General features: G+C 66.1%; 14 protein-coding genes and 1 pseudogene. 10 read left to right on the top strand and 5 right to left on the bottom strand.

The annotated features are described in order from the left end of the window. Window positions 1–18: 18 nt before the first annotated feature. On the bottom strand, window positions 19–1,035 hold the full coding sequence (iolG, locus tag LDO54_RS20670; protein WP_224012539.1) for an inositol 2-dehydrogenase: 1,017 nt from the start codon (window positions 1,033–1,035) through the stop codon (window positions 19–21). Beyond that, entirely contained in the window at window positions 1,028–1,918 is an 891-nt protein-coding gene (locus LDO54_RS20665) for a MurR/RpiR family transcriptional regulator (RefSeq protein ID WP_224012538.1), read from the bottom strand. Before LDO54_RS20665 ends, iolG begins: the two co-directional genes overlap by 8 nt. Before the next feature lie 258 nt (window positions 1,919–2,176). Here LDO54_RS20665 and LDO54_RS20660 point away from each other — a divergent pair, with 258 nt between their 5' ends. From LDO54_RS20660 to iolB, 7 genes are all read left to right on the top strand, one after another. Next, entirely contained in the window at window positions 2,177–3,238 is a 1,062-nt protein-coding gene (locus LDO54_RS20660; RefSeq protein WP_224012537.1) for a sugar ABC transporter substrate-binding protein, read from the top strand. A gap of 142 nt (window positions 3,239–3,380) precedes the next feature. Beyond that, window positions 3,381–4,556 carry an ABC transporter permease gene (locus tag LDO54_RS20655; RefSeq protein ID WP_224012536.1) on the top strand — a complete coding sequence of 392 codons (1,176 nt, stop codon included), beginning with the start codon at window positions 3,381–3,383 and terminating at the stop codon, window positions 4,554–4,556. 13 nt (window positions 4,557–4,569) lie between these two features. Then, window positions 4,570–5,385, top strand: coding sequence for an ATP-binding cassette domain-containing protein (locus LDO54_RS20650; RefSeq protein ID WP_224012535.1), 816 nt, complete (start codon window positions 4,570–4,572; stop codon window positions 5,383–5,385). A 37-nt stretch (window positions 5,386–5,422) separates the two neighbouring features. After that, window positions 5,423–7,441, top strand: a complete 2,019-nt coding sequence (locus LDO54_RS20645; protein ID WP_224012534.1) for a bifunctional 5-dehydro-2-deoxygluconokinase/5-dehydro-2-deoxyphosphogluconate aldolase — start codon at window positions 5,423–5,425, stop codon at window positions 7,439–7,441. Continuing rightward, window positions 7,438–9,411: a 3D-(3,5/4)-trihydroxycyclohexane-1,2-dione acylhydrolase (decyclizing) gene (gene iolD, locus LDO54_RS20640; protein ID WP_224012533.1), complete on the top strand. Its 1,974-nt coding sequence runs from the start codon at window positions 7,438–7,440 to the stop codon at window positions 9,409–9,411. Before LDO54_RS20645 ends, iolD begins: the two co-directional genes overlap by 4 nt. Before the next feature lie 33 nt (window positions 9,412–9,444). Then, on the top strand, window positions 9,445–10,368 hold the full coding sequence (gene iolE / locus LDO54_RS20635) for a myo-inosose-2 dehydratase (RefSeq protein WP_224012532.1): 924 nt from the start codon (window positions 9,445–9,447) through the stop codon (window positions 10,366–10,368). After that, window positions 10,365–11,168 (top strand): 5-deoxy-glucuronate isomerase, encoded by an 804-nt coding sequence (gene iolB / locus LDO54_RS20630; protein WP_224012531.1) that lies wholly within the window; start codon window positions 10,365–10,367, stop codon window positions 11,166–11,168. The genes iolE and iolB overlap by 4 nt, the downstream gene beginning before the upstream one ends. 70 nt (window positions 11,169–11,238) lie before the next feature. Here the strand turns inward: iolB and LDO54_RS20625 are convergent, their stop codons facing one another. After that, window positions 11,239–12,951: a methyl-accepting chemotaxis protein gene (locus tag LDO54_RS20625; RefSeq protein ID WP_224012530.1), complete on the bottom strand. Its 1,713-nt coding sequence runs from the start codon at window positions 12,949–12,951 to the stop codon at window positions 11,239–11,241. Between the two features lie 503 nt (window positions 12,952–13,454). Between LDO54_RS20625 and LDO54_RS20620 the strand changes: the two genes are divergently transcribed. The 3 genes from LDO54_RS20620 to LDO54_RS20610 all read left to right on the top strand — a co-directional run bounded on the left by LDO54_RS20620 (window position 13,455) and on the right by LDO54_RS20610 (window position 16,328). Next, the gene (locus LDO54_RS20620; protein ID WP_224012529.1) at window positions 13,455–14,726 is read left to right on the top strand and encodes an MFS transporter; all 1,272 of its coding nucleotides are present in this window, start codon (window positions 13,455–13,457) and stop codon (window positions 14,724–14,726) included. A gap of 153 nt (window positions 14,727–14,879) precedes the next feature. Beyond that, window positions 14,880–15,365: an adenosine-specific kinase gene (locus LDO54_RS20615; protein WP_224012528.1), complete on the top strand. Its 486-nt coding sequence runs from the start codon at window positions 14,880–14,882 to the stop codon at window positions 15,363–15,365. Window positions 15,366–15,413: 48 nt separating this feature from the next. Beyond that, a complete protein-coding gene (locus LDO54_RS20610; protein ID WP_224012527.1) occupies window positions 15,414–16,328 on the top strand; it encodes an ATP adenylyltransferase family protein in 915 nt (304 codons plus the stop codon). A 14-nt stretch (window positions 16,329–16,342) separates the two neighbouring features. On the opposite strand, the gene LDO54_RS20605 is transcribed toward LDO54_RS20610, so the two are convergent. Further along, window positions 16,343–17,071 (bottom strand): ABC transporter ATP-binding protein, encoded by a 729-nt coding sequence (locus LDO54_RS20605; protein WP_436975633.1) that lies wholly within the window; start codon window positions 17,069–17,071, stop codon window positions 16,343–16,345. Beyond that, window positions 17,068–17,439, bottom strand: a pseudogene (locus LDO54_RS20600) (ABC transporter ATP-binding protein); the annotation flags it as partial. The pseudogene LDO54_RS20600 and the gene LDO54_RS20605, both read right to left, overlap by 4 nt.

Raw genomic sequence — 17,439 nt, 5'->3', positions numbered from 1 at the left:
CAATCCATCGTCAGCGCATCAAGCGCCCACTTTCACCACGCGCCCTTCGCGCCACGAAAGCGCCGCCGCTTCCGCGAGTTCGAGCGCCTTGAGCCCATCGGCGACCGTCGTGCGCACCGGCTTGCCCTGCGTGACCGCCTCATGGAAGTGCGCCATTTCGCTCGCATACGCGGCGCGATAGCGCTCCAGGAAAAACGCCTCGGGCACGTCCTGCGCCACCGAGGTCTTCGACCACGCCACTACTTCGGTCGGTTTGATGTTGCCCGCCTGCAGCATGCCGTCACTGCCGAGGACCTCGAAGCGCTGGTCATAGCCATACGCCGCGCGCCGCGCCGTGTTGATCTGGCAAAGACGGCCGCGCTTCGTGCGGATCGTCACGGCGGTCGAGTCGATATCGCCCGCTTCGGCGATGGCCGGATCGGAGAGACAACTGCCCGTGGCGTGCACCGTGTCGGCTTCGTCGTCGAGAATCCAGCGGAAGATGTCGAAGTCGTGGATCAGCATGTCCTTGAAGATGCCGCCCGAATGCTTGATGTACTCCACGGGCGGCGCGCCCGGATCGCGGCTCGTCACCACCAGCATTTCCGGCGTGCCGATCTCGCCCGCGTCGAGACGCTGCTTGAGCGCCGCGAACGTGGGATCGTAGCGGCGCTGAAAGCCGATCATCGCGACCACGCCCGCGCGCGCCACGGCGTCGGCGCATTCGCGTGCGCGTCCGATCGCGAGATCGACGGGCTTCTCGCAGAAGATATGCTTGCCCGCCGCCGCCGAGCGCATGATCAGTTCGGAGTGCGTATCGGTCGACGAGCAGATCACCGTCGCGCCAATCGACGCATCGCCGAACGCTTCGTCGATACCCGCCACCTGCGCGCCGTGCTGCGCCGCGAGCGCCTGGGCCGCCTCGCGGTTCACGTCGATCACGTACTTCAGGCGCACGCCGGGCTGGCGCGCGAGATTCGCCGCGTGAATGCGGCCGATGCGTCCCGCGCCGAAAACCGCTACGTCCAGCGCCTTGCCTGCTGCTCCACTAGTCATCGTATCCTCCGGTGTCGGTCGATTCTTCTACGTTGAGTTCGAGCCGGTACGCAAGCGCCACGAACAGCGCCTGGCACAGGCAAAACGTGCTGGTCAGCGAGCGGAACGCGAACGCGCTCCCCTCCTTCACATAGAGTTGCGCATCCGCGTGACGCGCGAGTGGCGACAGCTGGCTGTCGGTGATCACGAGCGTTTTCGCCTGATGCTGCTGCGCCACGCGCAGGCAGTACTGCGTTTCCTTGCCGTACGGCGCGAAGCTGATGGCGATCACCACGTCGCCCTTCTTCACGCTGCGGATCTGCTCGTGATACATGCCGCCGAGCCCCGAAACGAGATGCACGCGTTTGCGCGTGTGCTGCAACGCATAGACGATGTAGCTCGCCACCGCGAACGAGCGGCGTACGCCGATCACGTAGATGTTGTCGGCGTGTTCGAGCATGCGCACGGCGGCGTCGAACTGCGCGTCGTCGAGACCCGCTTCGAGTTCGTCCAGACCGCTGCGGCACGCGCCGATGAACTCGCGCGCCACCGCGCCGCCCAGCGCCGGATCGGTCTTGCCATCGTTCTCGTCGATCAACTGGCGAATGCGCTGCTGGTAGGTCGTGGGCGAGCCGCCCTGGCCCGCATACGCCTGACGAAACACCGCCTGCAGATCGGAGAAACCCGAAAAGCCGAAGCGCTGCGCGAAGCGCACCACCGCCGAGGGATGCACGCCGCAGCTCGCGGCGATGTCGCTCGTGCGGTCCATCATCACGCTCGCGCGGTTCTGTTCAATGTAAGTCGCGACGTTCTTCAACTGTCGCGGCAGCGCTTCGTAGTCGTGCGCGATGCGCTGCATCAATTCGTCGACGCCTGCTACGGCGTCGCTTGTCTCGTCGGCCATGATCGTTTTTCCCCTGGCTTGCCGCAGTGCCGCAAAACCCTTGCTGGGCGGGCGTTTGAGGGCAAGCCAACGGAGCCGATTATAGGCACGCCGCCTCATGAATGGAACAGATTTTCCATTTTTATTTGCAATGAAATTTCTGTTGCAACGGCTCGGACGATCGCCTAATCTTGTCCATGAGCAACGTGTCGACGCGCAATTCAGACAAGCACCGCGCTCACCTCAAAAACGAACGACAGACCGAGAAAGGTGGAGACAATGACGCAACGCAAGGGCAAGACCATGCTCCGACGTTTAGCCGCGGCGCTCGCGCTGGCAGCGGGGCTGAGCGGCTTGAGCGCAGTGGGCGCACAAACGGCGCAGGCCGCCGACGCGCACTTCGTGCTGATCAGCCACGCGCCGGATTCGGACTCGTGGTGGAACGTGATCAAGAACGCCATCAAGCAGGCCGACGAAGACTTCAACGTCGAGACCGACTACCGCAATCCGCCCAACGGCGACATCGCCGACATGGCGCGCCTGGTCGAACAGGCGGCGGCGCGCAATTACGACGGCGTCATCACCACCATCGCCGACTTCGACGTGCTCAAAAGCTCCATCGGCAAGGTCACGGCCAAGAAGATTCCGCTCGTGACGATCAACTCGGGCACCGAGGAACAAAGCGCGCAACTGGGCGCGATCATGCACGTGGGCCAGCCCGAATATGTGGCGGGCCACGCGGCCGGCGAAAAGGCCAAGGCCGCGGGCGTGAAGTCCTTCCTCTGCGTGAACCACATCGCTACCAATACCGTTTCGTTCGACCGCTGCCGCGGCTTCGCAGACGCCATCGGCGTCGACTACAAGACCTCGACGATCGACTCCGGCCAGGACCCGACGGAAATCCAGTCGAAGGTCAGCGCGTATCTGCGCAACCATCCGAACACGGGCGCGATTCTCACGCTCGGTCCGGTGCCGGCCGCCGCCACGCTCAAGGCGGTTCAGCAGATGGGCCTCGCGGGCAAGATCTACTTCTGCACCTTCGACTTCTCGGATGAGATCGCCAAGGCGATCCGCGCGGGCACGATCCAGTTCGCCATCGACCAGCAGCCGTATCTCCAGGGCTACATTCCGGTGGCCGTGCTCGCGATCGTGAAGAAGGACCACACGACCGATCCGGCGAAGATCCGCCAGATCCTCGAAGCGAATCCCAAGTTCAAGCAGCGCCTCGACACCTACGGTCTGCAACCGTCCTATGGCCCGAAGAACATTCGCTCGGGTCCGGGCTTCATCACCAAGGAGAATCTGGACAAGGTTGTGAAGTACGCGGGTCAGTACCGCTGATCCGTCAGGTCATTTCGTCAGCCACGCGCGGCGGCGGTTCGCTACACGCGATACCGACTCGCCTCTCGCCAGCCTCGCCGCGCGTCATTCACCGGGCCAGTCAAGCCATTTCGGCACATAGGTCCGGGACACAGGAGACATCATGGGTGTAGCCGGCAAACACTTTCCCTCGCATGCACCGGACGACGCGCAGGACGCGCGCTCGCCCCAGCCCGCTCAGGCGAGCGCTTCGCATGGCGATGAACGCGTGCGTCGCGAATCGTGGTTCGGCCATCTGCTCGGCCGCCCCGAATTCGCTGCGATTTCCGGCACCGTGCTCGTGTTCGCCGTGTTCGCGATCGGCGCGGGCGGCTCCGGCATGTTCGACCTCGACGGCGTGATGAACTGGTCGCAGGTCGCCGCTTACTTAGGCATCCTTTCTGTTGGCGCGTGCCTGCTGATGATCGCGGGCGAGTTCGATCTCTCGATCGGCTCGATGATCGGCTTCGCGGGCATGATGGTGGCGATTCCCACCATGTACTTCCACTGGCCCATCGCGCTCTCGATCATCTTCGCGTTCGTGGGCTGCACCGCGCTCGGCGCGCTCAACGGCTACCTCGTGATGCGCACGCGGCTGCCCTCGTTCATCGTCACGCTCGCGTTCCTGTTCATCCTGCGCGGCCTCACGCTCGCACTCTCGATCATGTTCGCCGACCGCACCATCGTCTCAGGCGTGGGCGATGTCGCGAAAGCCGACTACGTGACCAACCTGCTCTTTCACGGCACCGCATTTAAAGGGCTGTTCGTGGCGCTCGCGCATATCGGTATCGGCAAGATGCTCGACAGCGGCCAGCCGCTCGTCAACGGCGTGCCGAAGGTGATTCTCTGGTGGTTCGCGCTCGTCATCATCGGCGCATTCGTGCTCGCCAAGACGCGCTACGGCAACTGGATTCTCGCCGTGGGCGGCGACTCGAACGCCGCGAAGAACGTGGGCGTGCCGGTCAAGCGCGTGAAGATCTCGCTGTTCATGCTGACCGCGTTCTGCTCGTGCCTGTTCGCGGTGCTCCAGGTCTGCGATATCGGGTCGGCCGCTGCCGACCGTGGTCTGCAAAAGGAATTCGAAGCGATCATCGCCGCGGTGATCGGCGGCACGCTCCTCACGGGCGGTTACGGCTCGGTGATCGGTGCGGCGTTCGGCGCGTTGATCTTCGGCGTGGTGCAGATCGGTATTACCTACACGAACATCGACTCGGACTGGTTCCGCGTGTTCCTCGGCATGATGCTGCTGATCGCCGTGCTCTTTAATCACTACGTGCGCCGCCGCGTCGCGCAATCGTAACGGGAGGCTGACCATGTCCGACGAACTCAACACCTCCGCCCCCGGCAGCGACACGATTCTCGCGCTCGAAAACGTCAGCAAGTACTTCGGCAAAGTCATCGCGCTCAACGGCGTCACGCTGCGCCTGAAGCGCGGCGAGGTGCACTGCCTGCTCGGCGACAACGGCGCGGGCAAGTCCACGCTGATCAAGACGCTCGCAGGCGTGCATGCGCCCACCGACGGCCAGTATTTCGTCGACGGCAAGCCCGTGCGCTTCGAGTCGCCGAAAGACGCGCTCGATCTCGGCATCGCGACCGTCTATCAGGATCTCGCGCTGGTGCCGCTGCTCTCGGTCGCGCGCAACTTCTTCATGGGCCGCGAGCCGCAGAAAAAGCTGTTCGGTTTCATCAACGTGATGGATCTCGATTCGAGCGCGCAGATTGCAAAAGACCGGCTCTCGGAGATGGGCATTCATGTGCGCGATCCGCATCAGGCCATCGGCACGATGTCGGGCGGCGAGCGCCAGTGTCTCGCGATCGCGCGTGCGATTCACTTCGGCGCGCGCGTGCTGATTCTCGACGAACCGACCGCCGCGCTCGGCGTGAAGCAGAGCTTCAACGTGCTCAAGCTGATTCACGCGGCGCGCGCCAAAGGCATCTCGGTGATCTTCATCACGCACAACGTGCATCACGCCTACCCCATCGGCGACTCGTTCACGCTGCTCAATCGCGGCCGCTCGCTCGGCACCTATACGAAGGACACGATCAGCAAGAACGAAGTGCTCGACATGATGGCCGGCGGCGCCGAAATGCAAAAGATGATCGCCGAACTCGACGGCGCCACGATCTGAGCAGGCCCGCCCCGCACCGAACTCATCAGGAATGCTCATGGCTATCATCCCCACCACCCCGAGCCGCTTCGCGCCGGGCCGCAGCCGCGACATCGTGTGTCTGGGCCGGCTGGGCGTCGATCTCTACGCGCAGCAGGTCGGCGCGCGGCTCGAAGACGTCTCCACCTTCGCCAAATATCTGGGCGGCTCGTCCGCGAACATCGCGTTCGGCTGCGCGCGCCTCGGTTTGCAATCGGCGATGCTCACGCGTGTCGGCGACGACCACATGGGCCGTTTTCTCACCGAAACGCTCACGAAAGAAGGCTGCGATACGAGCCACGTGCGCATCGATCCCGAACGGCTCACCGCGCTCGTGCTGCTGGGCATCAAGGACCGCGATACGTTTCCGCTGATCTTCTATCGCGAGAATTGCGCGGACATGGCCGTCGATCCCGCCGACTTCGACGAAGCGTTCATCGCCTCCGCGAAGGCGCTGCTGATCACCGGCACGCACTTCTCCACCGAGCAGGTGAACCGCACGAGCCTCGCCGCGCTCGACTACGCGCGCCGCAACAACGTGCGCACCGTGCTCGACATCGACTATCGTCCGGTGCTCTGGGGTCTCACGGGCAAGGCCGACGGCGAGACGCGCTTCGTCGCGAGCGCCGGCGTAAGCGAACATTTGCAGCGCATTCTGCCGAACTTCGATCTCGTGATCGGCACCGAGGAAGAGTTCCGTATCGCGGGCGGCAAGGAAGCCCTCGTCGATGCGCTCAAGCGCGTGCGTGAAGTCACGTCCGCGACGCTGCTGGTCAAGCGCGGGCCGCTCGGCTGCCAGATCGTCGAAGGCGCGGTGCCCGATTCGCTCGACGACGTGCCGATGCAGCGCGGCGTCGAAGTCGACGTGCTCAACGTGCTCGGCGCGGGCGATGCGTTCGCCTCGGGCTTTCTCTCGGGCTGGCTGCGCGACGCGTCGCTCGAAGACTGCGCGCGCGCCGCGAACGCGTGCGGCGCGTTGGTGGTTTCGCGCCACGGCTGCGCGCCCGCGATGCCCACGCCCGCCGAACTCGACTACTTCCTGAGCGAAGCGCAAGCCGATCCCGTGCGCATGCGCCGTCCCGATCGCGACGCCACGCTCGCGCGCCTGCATCGCGTCACGCCCGCGCGCAAGCGTCACGACGAAGTGCTCGGCTTCGCCTTCGATCATCGCAATCAGTTCTTCGATCTCGCGCAGCAAACGGGCGCCGACGAATCGCGCATCGCGTATCTGAAGAATCTGTATGTGGAAGCGGTCGCGCAAACCGAAAGCGCGCTCGGCCTGCAAGGCAAGATCGGCGTGCTGATCGACGACCGTTACGGCCAGGACGCGCTCAATGCCGCCACGGGCCGCGACTGGTGGATCGGCCGCCCGGTCGAATTGCCGGGTTCGGTGCCGCTCGTGTTCGATCACGGCCGCTCGATCGGCACCACGCTCGCGAGCTGGCCCATCGGCCATACCGTGAAGTGCCTCGTGCAATTCCATCCCGACGAGCCCATCGAGCAGCGTCTCGAACAGGAAGCGCAATTGCGCGCGCTCTACGACGCCGTGCAGGCGAGCGGCCACGAACTGCTGCTCGAAGTGATTCCGCCGAAGCTCGATGGCAAGCCGAATGCGCCGGGCACGATCACGCGCGCGCTCAAGCGGCTCTACAACATCGGCCTCTATCCCGAGTGGTGGAAGCTCGAACCGGTGGACGCGGCGCAATGGCGCGAAGTCGATGCGCTGATCGCCGAGCGCGATCCGCATTGCCGCGGCGTGGTGCTGCTCGGTCTCTCCGCGCCGATGGATCAGTTGATGAGCGGCTTCAAGGCGGCGGCGGCTTCGCAAACCTGCCGCGGCTTCACGGTCGGCCGCACGATCTTCTACGAGCCGAGCTACGCGTGGCTCAAGGGCGATATCGACGACAAGACCGTGATCGCGCGCGTGCGCACCGCGTTCGAAACGCTGATCGCCGCGTGGCGCGCGGCGCGCGAAGACGCGCAGGCGGCGAGCGGATCGTCGACGCATCATGCCGTGCGCGAGGAGAAAGCAGCATGAATCAACGCATCGCTCCGATCGCCCACGCCGCGCAGGACAACCCGGCAAGCGCCGCACAAAATCCGCAGACCGCCACCGTGCGCCTGACCGCCGCGCAAGCGGTCGTGCGCTGGCTCGCGGCGCAACGCGTCGCTTGCGAGGACGGCTCGGGCCGCACCGAGCCGCTGTTCGGCGGCGTGTTCGCGATCTTCGGCCATGGCAATGTGGCGGGCCTTGGCGAAGCGCTCTATCAGTATCGCCACGAATTGCCGACGCTGCGCGCGCACAACGAGCAGGCGATGGCGCACAGCGCGATTGCCTATGCGAAGGCGCACTTCCGCCGCCGCATGATGGCCGTGACGACTTCCATCGGCCCCGGCGCGACGAACCTCGTCACCGCCGCCGCGCTCGCGCATGTGAACCGTCTGCCGCTCTTGCTCCTGCCCGGCGATATCTTCGTGTCGCGCGAGCCCGATCCGGTGCTGCAGCAGATCGAGGATCAGCAGGACGGCGGCCTCTCCGCGAACGATGCGCTCAAGCCGGTCTCGCGTTACTTCGACCGCATCGTGCACCCGGCGCAGTTGCTGAGCGCCCTGCCGCGCGCGCTGCGTGTGCTGACCGACGCCGCGCAGTGCGGCCCCGTCACGCTCGCGCTGCCGCAAGACGTACAGGCCACCGCGTGGGATTATCCGGCGAGCTTCTTCACGCCGCGCCTCGTGAATTTCCACACGCCTGCGCCCATCGCGAGCGAAATCGACGCGGCGCTCGCGCAGTTGAGCCGCGCGCGCCAGCCGCTGATCGTCGCGGGCGGCGGCGTGCTCTATGCGCGCGCGACCGAAACGCTGCGCGCGTTCGCTACCGCGCACGGCATTCCGGTCGCCGAAACCCAGGCGGGCAAAGGCGCGCTCGCGTGGAACGATCCGCTCAATGCGGGCGCGATTGGCGTGACTGGCTCACCCGCTGCCAATGCGCTCGCGCGCGACGCCGATTGCATCCTCGCCGTGGGCACGCGCCTGCAGGACTTCACGACCGGTTCGAACTCGCTGTTCACACACGCGAGCGTCATCAGCATCAATGCGAACGGCTTCGACACGCTCAAGCTCGACGCAATCGCCGTGCAGGCCGACGCGAAGCTCGCGCTCGCCGCGCTCGATGAGCAACTTGAACACTGGCGCGCCGACGCCGCCTGGACCGCGCAAGCCACACAGCTCGCCGACGCCTGGCGCGCGAGCGTCGCGGCGCTCACGCACGCGGAGCAGGAACGCGGCGCCCTGCCCTACGATGCCGATGTGATCGGCGCCGTGCAGCGCTCGTCGAATCGTTCGGATACCGAAGATATCGTCGTCTGCGCGGCGGGCACGCTGCCCGCCGAACTGCACAAGCTCTGGCGCGCGGGACGGCCCGGCGCTTATCACGTCGAATACGGCTATTCGTGCATGGGCTACGAGATCGCGGGCGGCCTCGGCGCGAAGCTCGCGCGGCCCGAACGCGAAGTCATCGTGATGGTCGGCGACGGCAGCTACCTGATGATGAACAGCGAGATCGCCACCTCGGTGATGCTCGGCGCGAAGCTCATCATCGTCGTGCTCGACAATCGCGGTTACGGCTGCATCAATCGTCTGCAACAGGCGTGCGGCAGCGCGCCCTTCAACAACCTGTTCGACGATTGCGCGCAAGGCCCGCTCGGCGCGCCGCAGATCGACTTCGCCGCGCACGCGCGCGCGCTGGGCGCGCAGGCCGAGCACGTCGCCAACGTGACGGAACTCGAAGCCGCGATGCAACGCGCACGCGCGGCGACGCGCACCTATCTCGTGTGCATCGACACCGATCCGGCGCGGACGACCGAGGAAGGCGGCTGGTGGTGGGAAGTGGCGGTGCCGGAAGTCTCGCCGCGCGCGGCGGTGCGCGAGGCACGCGAGCGCTATGTCAAGCAGGTGGCCGAGCGCGGCGCGCGCGGTCCGCACGACGACGCTACCCAGAACGAAGCATGAAGCACGCGACGCTCCACAGATCGAGGAACGCACATGAGCGCATTTGACGTACGCATCGGCATCAATCCGCTGTCGTGGATGAACGACGACCTGCCTTCGCTCGGCGGCGAGACGCCGCTTTCCACGGCGCTGACCGAAGGCCGCGAGATCGGTTACGAAGGCTTCGAACTCGGCAACAAGTTTCCGCGCGAGCCGCAGGCGCTCAAGGCGCTGCTCGCGCAATACGACTTGTCGCTGGTATCGGGCTGGTATTCGGGCATGCTCGCGAAACGCAGCGTCGAAGAGGAAATCGCCGCCGTGGACCGCCATCTCGATCTGCTCGCGCAGAACGGCGCGACGGTCATGGTCTATGGCGAAGTCGCCGATTCGATCCAGGGCGCGCCGCGTCCGCTGTATCAGCGCCCGCGCTTTTTCAGCGAGCAGCAATGGGACGACTACGCCGCGCGCGTCGATGCCTTCGCGCGTCACACGCTCTCGCGCGGCGTGCGCCTCGCGTATCACCACCACATGGGCGCGTATGTGGAAACGCCCGCCGATGTCGACAAGCTGATGGCGCGCACGAGCGACGCCGTGGGCCTGCTGTTCGACGCGGGCCATATCACCTTCGCGGGCGGCGATCCGGTGACGGAACTCGACAAGCACATCGCGCGTGTGTGCCACGTGCATTGCAAGGACGTGCGCCCCGCCGTCGTCAAGCTCGCGCGCAATCGCAACTGGAGCTTTCTCGATGCGGTGCTTGCGGGCGCGTTTTCGGTGCCCGGCGATGGCGCGGTGGATTTCGCGTCGATCATCGCGAAGCTCAAGCAGCATGGCTATCGCGGCTGGCTCGTCGTGGAAGCCGAGCAGGATCCCGTGATCGCGCCGTCGTATGCATATGCGCAGAAGGGCTATCGCACGCTGCGATCGCTGGTTGATTCGGATATCGAAACACTTTCCCGAACGAAGGAGGCAGCATGAGCCTGCTCGTCAAGGCCGCGCGCGAAGGCCAGACAATCGCGCGCGTCACGCCCGTTAGCGCGGGCTGGCGTTATGTCGGCTTCGCCGCGTACCGGCTGGGCAAGGACGAACTGGTCTACGTGCACGAGACCGACCGTGAAAGCTGCATCGTCGTGCTCTCGGGCGCCGTGGATATCGAAGCGAATGGTGAGCGCTATTCGAGCCTCGGCTCGCGCGACAGCGTGTTCGAGGACGCCGCGCCGGTCGCGCTCTACGTGCCGCCTGGCGTGAAGGCCACCGTGCGCGCGACGCGCGACGCCGAAGTGGGCGTCGCGAGCGCGCCCGCCAAAGGCACGCTGCCCGTGCGCCTGATCGAGCCTTCGCAGATGAAGCGCTCGACGCGCGGCAAGAGCGCGAATACGCGCTACGTCTGCGATATTCTTCCGCAGAGCGAGCCCGCCGAATCGCTGCTCGTGGTGGAAGTGCGCACGCCGTCGGGGCATTCGTCGAGCTATCCGCCGCACAAGCACGACGCCGACCGGCTGCCGCAGGAAAGCGCGCTAGAAGAGACGTATTACCATCGCCTGAATCCGCAGCAGGGCTTCGCGTTTCAGCGCGTCTACACCGACGCGCGCGATCTCGACGAAACGCTCGCCGTGGAGGATCACGACGTGGTGATGGTGCCGCGCGGCTATCACCCTGTCGTGGTGCCCTACGGGTACGACTCGTACTATCTGAACGTGATGGCGGGCCCCACGCGCGAGTGGCATTTCCATAACGATCCCGCGCACGAGTGGATCATCGAGCGCGACGCGAAGTAAGCGCATCGCCATGAAAAAACGCCGCGTAAAACGCGGCGTTTTGCTTTACCTGCCCACGACGAATAATGCGTCAGGCCAGATGAAACTTGCCGACCAGCCGCTTGAGCACCTTCGCCTGATCGTCGAGCGATTGCGCAGCGGCCGTCGCTTCTTCCACGAGCGCCGCGTTCTGCTGCGTGCCCGAATCCATCTGCGTGACCGCGCGGCTGATTTCCTCGATGCCCGCGCGCTGCTCGCTCGACGCCGCCGAAATCTCGCCGATGATGTCGTTCACGCGGCGCACCGCCTTCACGACTTCGTCCATCGTGTTGCCTGCGTCGGTGGCGAGCGTCGAGCCGTTCGCCACGCGCTCGACCGAGGCGCTGATCAGCGTCTTGATCTCCTTGGCCGCCGCCGCGCTGCGCTGCGCGAGATTGCGCACTTCGCCCGCGACCACCGAGAAGCCGCGCCCTTCCTCGCCTGCGCGCGCCGCTTCCACGGCTGCATTCAGCGCGAGAATATTGGTCTGAAACGCGATGCCCTCGATCACGCCGATGATGTCCGCGATGCTCTTGGCGCTCTCGTTGATCTCGCCCATCGTCGCGACCACGCGGCCCACCACGGCGCCGCCCTTCTCCGCGATCTGCGACGCGTTGCCTGCGAGCGTGCTGGCCTGCTGCGCGTTCTCCGCGTTCAGGCGCACCGTCGATGTGAGCTGCTCCATGCTGCTGGCCGTGCGTTCGAGCGCGACGGCCTGCTCCTCGGTGCGCTGCGAAAGATCGAGATTGCCGGTCGAGATCTGGCCCGAAGCAGCGGCGATAGCTTCCGCGCTCGCGGCAATTTCCGCGACCGTCGTCGAGAGACCCTGCTGCATGTCGCGCAGTGCGCCGAGCATGCTTTGCGCGTCGCGCTCGCGCACGACGACCGGCTGCGCGAGATCGCCCGAGGCGATGCGCGCGGCGATCGCCTTCGCATGCGCGGGCTCGCCGCCGAGCGCGCGCGACAGCCGCCGCACGACCCATTCGCTGACGAAGAACGCCACGACGAACAGCGCGACCGTGGCCGCCGCCATCATCACGAACGACGACTTGAAGATGAACGCCGACGCCGCGATGGTCGCCTTGGCCGCCGCGCCGCGCTGCTCGACGAGTTGATCGACGAGTTTTTCGAGCTTTTCGGTTTCGACCAGCAGCGAGACGTCCTGGGTGCCGACCTGCCAGCTCATCTGCGAAAGATCGAGCGGCTGCGCCTTCACGAGCGTGACGAAGTCGCGCAGATGGCCGCTCCAGGCCTGCACGGCGCCGCTGAACTGTTTCTGGGAGGCGAGCGCGGCGGTGCCGGAGGCATGGTCGTCGAGCACCTTCATCTCGTCGACGATGGCGGACAGATCCTTTTCGATGCCGTCGCCGAGTTCGTCGCGCTCCCTGGCCGTGGTGGCCGTGAGCAGCATCTTCTGCGAGCGGCTCGCGCGCAGCACGTGACCGCGCGCTTCCTCGGCGGCGCGGCTCGCGACGTGACCCTGCTCGTAGATCGATTCCGTCGAATCGTTGAGGCGGCTGATCTGCGTGAGCGAGAACGCGCCGATCGCGAGCGTGCCCACCAGCACCACCGCGAACGCCAAACGCAGCGTCGCTTTCACCGAAAGGCGCGACGCGTCCGCGCGCGTGTTGACGGCGGCGCGCTGCTTTTTGCCCTTGCCGCTACCCTTGCCTTTGCCGCTCCCCGCCGCGCCGTTGCCGCCTGGCGCCCCCAACTCGTCCGGCACGAACCCCGCGTGGCGGCCCGCTTCAGTCATTGCTCTCATCGTTATCGGTCTCCAGCTTGTTGTACGACGCGCGCCGCGTCAGCTGTTTTTCGGCTCCGCGATAACCGCCGAAACCCGCCGACGCCTCTCGCTGGCCGCTCGTGGCGGCTCATGCATGGCGCAACGCCTCAACTCCGGTCAACGGCACGGCGCCGCGCGATCTTTAATGTCCTGACGTGTCGCGCTGGCCGCATCGCCCGCATTCCGGCCCCGTATGTTGCGCGAAAGTATTCGCGCATCCTGGCGGGTTATAACCGGCCAAAATTTGCCGCCAAAATTGCCGCGCGAAATTTCCCTCGCCGCGCGGCCGCCTGCGGCAAGGCGTCGCGGCGATTGCGCTTTTCCGCGTGTCCGATTCGCGACAAAACTTGTCCGTACGATTCGTCCAAGACACATTACACTGCGCTTCATAACTCCTATATACGACCCTTTCATGCCGTCGCCGCATTGATCGCCTCGCGCTTTCAGACGACGCCCGCGTGATGCTCTCCTGCTCAAGACATATGGAAACCAGCCTCGACAAGCGCGCCCTGTCCGGCGCGGCCGCTGCGTCCGCAGCGTCCACCGCCAACGCAACACCCGCCACGCCCGCCGTGCAGCGCACGGTCTACAGCGTGCTCGGCGCGATCAGTTTTTCGCACCTGCTCAACGACATGATCCAGTCGCTGATCCTGGCCATCTATCCGATGCTCAAGGACAACTTCGCGCTGTCGTTCACGCAGATCGGCCTGATCACGCTCACTTATCAAATCACGGCGTCGCTGCTCCAGCCGCTCGTCGGCGTCTATACGGACAAGCGCCCGATGCCGTACTCGCTGCCCGTCGGCATGGGCTTCACGCTGTGCGGCCTGCTGCTGATGTCGGTGGCGCCCTCGTTTGGCGTGCTGCTGGTGGCCGCCGCGCTGGTGGGCTGCGGCTCGTCGGTGTTCCACCCGGAGTCGTCGCGGGTTGCGCGCATGGCTTCGGGCGGCCGCCACGGCCTCGCGCAGTCGCTGTTCCAGGTGGGCGGCAACGCGGGCTCGTCGCTCGGACCGCTGCTCGCCGCCGTGATCATCATTCCGCACGGCCAGCGCAGCATCGCGTGGTTCTCGGTGGCCGCGCTGGTGGCGATGTTCGTGCTCACGCAGATCGGCCGCTGGTACAAGGCGCATCCGAATCTCAAGAAGAAGCGCGCCGAAGCGCCCGCCGTCGCGCTCTCGCGTGGACGCGTGGCGATGGCCATCAGCATCCTCGTGCTGCTGGTGTTCTCGAAGTACTTCTACCTCTCGAGCATCAACAGCTACTTCACGTTCTATCTGATCGACCGCTTCCATCTGCCCGTGCAGGCCGCGCAGGTCCACCTGTTCGTGTTCCTCGCCGCCGTGGCTGCGGGCACGATCATCGGCGGCCCGGTGGGCGACCGCATCGGCCGTAAATACGTGATCTGGGGTTCGATCCTGGGCGTCGCGCCGTTCACGCTGCTGCTGCCCTACGCGAACCTGTTCTGGACCAGCGTGCTGACGGTGATCATCGGCGTGGTGCTGGCCTCGGCGTTCTCGGCGATCCTCGTCTATGCGCAGGAACTGATTCCGGGCAAGGTGGGCATGGTCGCGGGCCTGTTCTTCGGCTTCGCGTTCGGTCTGGGCGGCATCGGCGCGGCCGTGCTCGGCCAGCTCGCGGATGCCACCAGCATCGGCTTCGTCTACAAGGTCTGCTCGTTCCTGCCGCTGATCGGCATCCTGACGGTGTTCCTGCCCGACGTCGAAGGCAAGAAACGGGCGGCGAAGGCCGCGTAAGCTCGCTGCAACGATCTTCCTGCACGGAAAACGGCCGGCTGCCTGCACAGGCGCCGGCCGTTTTTTCATGTCCGATCCGCGCCGCTTGCATTGGCCGCGACTTCGAACCATGCTTGAAGGACCTGCCTTCGAGACGTCCGCGCGAGGTTCGCCATGCAGCTTTCCACGGTTGAAATCGTCAAGCCCGAAGCGACCAACTTCATCCTCGGGCAATCGCACTTCATCAAAACGGTCGAGGACCTGCACGAAGCGCTCTACGGCGCGGCGCCGGGCATCGCGTTCGGGCTGGCCTTCTGCGAAGCGTCGGGCAAGCGCCTCGTGCGCCGCTCGGGCACGCACGAGGCGCTCGTCGAGATGGCGACGGAGAACGCGCTGCGCATCGCGGCGGGCCATAGCTTCATCGTGTTTCTCGGCGACGGCTTCTTTCCGGTCAACGTGCTCAACGCCGTGAAAGCCGTGCCCGAGGTCTGCCGCATCTTCTGCGCGACGGCCAATCCGACCGAGGTGCTGATCGCCGAAACCGACCGTGGACGCGGCATCGTCGGCGTGGTGGACGGCGCGCCGCCGCTCGGCGTCGAGACCGAGGACGATGTGCGCTGGCGCAAGGATCTGCTGCGCGCGATCGGCTACAAGGCCTGAGCGCCGCGTTTGCCTGTGAATCGTCAATGAATCGCCCATGATTCGCCGATGACCTCGACGCCGCTCACCGCCACCACGCTGCGCGCCGCGCTCGACGCGCAAACGCGCCACGCGTTGCAATGCGGCGCGCTGAAACCGATCGAGACCGTGCTCACGCATCTCGACGAAGGCGGCGTGCGTTTCGCCGTGCGCCAGGTGTCGAGCCTCGCACGCAAGGAGATGGCGCGGCGCACCGAGGTCTCTCAGGGCAATGCGCCCGCCGCTCCGCGCCGCAATCCGTTTCTGCCCTGCGAGGACGATCTCTGCGTCGGTGCGCTCACGCCGACACACCTCGCGCTGCTCAACAAGTACAACGTGATCGACGATCATCTGCTGATCGTCACGCGGCGTTTCGTGCCGCAGGAAGCGCTGCTCGATCGCGATGATTTCGCGGCGCTGCTCGTGGCCTTGCGCGGCTTCGATGCACTCGGTTTTTACAACGGCGGCGAGGCAGCAGGCGCGAGTCAGCCGCACAAGCATTTGCAGGCCGTGCCGCTGCCGCTCGATGCGCGCGGGCCCGCCGTGCCGATGGAAGTTTTATGGCCATCGGCGCAAAAGGAAAACGGTCTCTCGTGCGTGCCGAACTTGCCCTTCGCGCACGCGTTCGCCACGCTCGATCTCCTGCAAGGCAGCGCCGACGATGCCGCGCGCAACGCATGGCAGACCTATCGCGCGTTGCTCGACGCAGTGGGAATCGGCGCGATCGATATCGATGGACTCGCGCATCAGCGCGCGCCCTACAACCTGCTCGTCACGCGCCGCTGGATGCTGATGGTGCCGCGCGCGCAGGAGCGCGTCGATGGCATCTCGATCAACGCGCTCGGCTTCGCCGGTTCGCTGTTCGTGCGCGACGCGCAGCAGTGCGACACGCTCGCGCAAATCGGCCCGATGACGGCGCTCGCGCGCGTCGCATCAGCTAGTTGATCGCGCAACGATCCTTAGCCGACGCCGAGCCATTCGCGCACGATGTCCTCGCGCTGCGCGAGTTCGCCCGGCGCGCCCTCGAACACGATGCGCCCATGCCCCATCACCGCGATGCGATCCGCGAGCGCGGGCGCGAGTGCGAGCCGCTGCTCGATCAGCAGCACGGCAACGCCGCGTTCGCGCAAGGCGCGCAACGCGTCGCCGACACGCGCGGTCATTTGCGCGGACAAGCCCTCGGCCGGTTCGTCGACGATCAGCAGATCGGGATCGCCCATCAGTGCGCGCGCCAGCGCGAGCATCTGCTGCTCGCCGCCCGAGAGCACGCCCGCGCGCGCGGCGCGGCGCTCGTGCAGGATCGGAAACAGCGCGCGCGCGTCGTCGAGCGTGAAGCGCGGCGCGCGGCGGCCCTTGCGCGGCTTCACCGCGCCGAGGCGCAGGTTCTCGTCGACGCTCAGTGTCGGGAACACGTCGCGCTGCTCCGCCACGTAGCCGAGGCCGAGGCGCGCGATCTCGAAGGTCCGCAGCGGCGCGAGATCGGCGCCCGCGAAGCGACGCGCGCCATCGGCGGCGACCATCGACATCAGCGCCTTCGCGAAGGTCGAGCGGCCCGAGCCGTTGCGGCCCGCGAGCGCGACGACCTCGCTCGCATGCATCCGCAGATCGACGCCGTGCAGCACCTGGCTCGCGCCGTACCACGCGCGCAGGCCCGCGACTTCGAGGAGCGCTTCGTTCGTCATGCTCATGATGATGACGCGCCGAAGTTTGCACCGCCGTTTGCACCGAAATCCGCGCCCAGATACGCCTCGCGCACGGCCGCATCGGCGCGGATCGCCTGCGGCGTGCCGGTGGCGATCACGCGTCCTTGCACCAGCACCGAGACGCGGTCGGCGAGACCGAACACGGCGTCCATGTCGTGCTCGACGAGCAGCAGCGTCTTGCCCGCCGTGGTCGCGCGGATCAGCGCCATCGCGCGCGCGGCCTCGGCGCGGTTCATGCCCGCCGTGGGTTCGTCGAGCAGCAGCGTGTGCGCGCCGCCCGCGAGCGCGAGGCCCAGGTCGAGCGCGCGTTGTTCGGCATAGCTCAGCGTGGCCGCTTCGCGCTCGGCGGCGTG

The organism is Paraburkholderia tropica (genome assembly GCF_914484835.1).
GTDB classification, from domain to species: domain Bacteria; phylum Pseudomonadota; class Gammaproteobacteria; order Burkholderiales; family Burkholderiaceae; genus Paraburkholderia; species Paraburkholderia tropica_A.
The sequence above is the reverse complement of the archived record's forward strand: the minus strand, read 5'-3'. Positions and strand labels throughout refer to the sequence as shown.